The sequence below is a fragment of the Thermosulfurimonas dismutans genome (assembly GCF_001652585.1).
In the GTDB taxonomy this organism is placed as follows: domain Bacteria; phylum Desulfobacterota; class Thermodesulfobacteria; order Thermodesulfobacteriales; family Thermodesulfobacteriaceae; genus Thermosulfurimonas; species Thermosulfurimonas dismutans.
Genome location: NZ_LWLG01000031.1, coordinates 1 through 1,726, shown reverse-complemented (window position 1 = coordinate 1,726; position 1,726 = coordinate 1). Strand labels below are relative to the sequence as shown.

At 40.0% G+C, this 1,726-nt stretch carries 3 protein-coding genes; all 3 read right to left on the bottom strand.

Annotation, left to right across the window (positions count from 1 at the left end; all coding sequences use genetic code 11):
• Window positions 1-109: ankyrin repeat domain-containing protein (locus tag TDIS_RS11610; protein WP_425263985.1), on the bottom strand; the 109-nt coding region annotated here is incomplete at its 3' end.
• Window positions 93-584 (bottom strand): ankyrin repeat domain-containing protein, encoded by a 492-nt coding sequence (locus tag TDIS_RS11335; protein WP_068671852.1) that lies wholly within the window; start codon window positions 582-584, stop codon window positions 93-95. The genes TDIS_RS11610 and TDIS_RS11335, both read right to left, overlap by 17 nt.
• Before the next feature lie 422 nt (window positions 585-1,006).
• The gene (locus tag TDIS_RS10550) at window positions 1,007-1,471 is read right to left on the bottom strand and encodes a hypothetical protein (RefSeq protein ID WP_153303844.1); all 465 of its coding nucleotides are present in this window, start codon (window positions 1,469-1,471) and stop codon (window positions 1,007-1,009) included.
• Window positions 1,472-1,726: the final 255 nt, after the last annotated feature.

Genomic DNA, 1,726 nt, shown 5'->3' with positions numbered 1-1,726 from the left:
TATAATCCTCCCCCTCCATATAACTCTCTACAGCAGCATAATGAAGAGGAGTATTACCATAATCATCCCTCGCATTCACATCGGCTCCATGCTTAAGAAGCACCTTCACTACATCGACATGACCTTTTAGAGCAGCTCCATAGAAGTGGGGTATGTCCTGGTAGTTTTTTTGATATTTTACTCCTAGCATTCACATCTGCTCCATACTCAAGAAGCACCTTTACCACCTCTGTATTACCCTCCCAAGCAGCCCGATGAAGAGGAGTATCTCCTTTCTTATCTCTTGCATTTACATCTGCGCCATGCTCAAGAAGTATCTTCACCACATCAGCATCACCCCTCTTGGCAGCACAATGAAGAGGAGTAATTCCATCCTCACTTCTTGCTTTTACATGGGCTCCTTCTCCAAGAAGCAGAGAGACCATCAAAGCATTCCCTTTCATAGCTGCTAAATATAGGAGATCGTTCTTATCCTTCTGACTCAATTTCACTTTTTCTAAAAGCTGTACAAAATCCTTCACCTTCCCTGTCCCTACAGCTATAAAAATTGCCTTTTTCAAATCCACATCCCTATACTTCCTCATTCATTCCCTCCGATACCCCAGAAATATCCTCAGGCTCCACATGCATTATCTGACACATCAAATCCCCTTCCAAACTATCCGGCGGCCTCCCCACCAGCATCTCATGTACCACACGCCCCAACCCATAAACATCCGTCCACAGCCCTATGTTCCTACCAGCCAGCTACTCCGGCGCCATGTGTAACGGTGCCCCTACCATCACTCCCATATTCTCATTATTGATTATCCATCACTCTTGAGGGTTATTCCCAAAACTCAACACTAACTCCGTTCCTTTCTTATCTTCTTCGGGCTCTTCCTAGTCTTTCAAGGAGGAAAGATCTTCAAAAAAGTTCTTAAAGGTTTCTATCAGGTAAAGCTTGACAATCTTTTCAGTAAGTCGAGCAGAGCTTTCACTTCTTTCATGAAAGGTGTGTCTATTTTTATTTCTTTTTAACCTTCTCTAATATAGAAAGAGCCTGGTATAAAGGATCTTCTTGGACAGATTTTAGCGCTTCTTCTTGAAATCTGGCAATATCTGGCACCTCAGAATAATTCAGATTCTTATCCATATCTAGCTTTTGTTTATGATTATTCAAAAAATTTATGTCTTTTGATTTTTTCTCTCCCTCAATTAAGTTATTTTTTGGTATATTCTGAAGTTTTTCTCCGGTTTTCTGGAGAATCTTGGCCACTTTCTTGGCCTCATGCTCCACCTTCTTTTTCAAGATCTCCTGCTGAGGTTCGATACTTGAAGTTTTGTTCTCCGATTCCTTCCCCGGAGGCCCTCCACAAGCGAAAATAAGAACCAAAAGCATACTTCCCAGAGCCAGTAATTTAAAAATATTATTTTTCATCATCCTCTCCTTCGGCTTTTTTGTCCATAAGAAATGCAAAAAATATGCCATTTAAGCCCGACCGTAATCCTCTGAAAATTCAAGAAAGGAACCTTACTGTAATTCGAGAGAAAACCAAAGTAAGTTTATTAGTAAGTTACTGTTTTGTGGTGAAAGAGAAAACCAGACAAGAAGAACCTTTAGTGAATGCAAAAATATTTAAGTTTTCTTTTTCTTTGTTATATCTACTTTATTATATCTACAAACATCAACTTCGAGCCCAACTTTATTTCCGATAATAGAGAAGGCCTCAGAGAAAAAGGTTCA

Bases quoted from the DNA above. Each gene is read 5' to 3' on its own strand.
- TDIS_RS11335 (WP_068671852.1), bottom strand. From the start codon at position 584: ATGAGGAAGTATAGGGATGTGGATTTGAAAAAGGCAATTTTTATAGCT.
- TDIS_RS10550 (WP_153303844.1), bottom strand. From the start codon at position 1,471: ATGGCATATTTTTTGCATTTCTTATGGACAAAAAAGCCGAAGGAGAGG.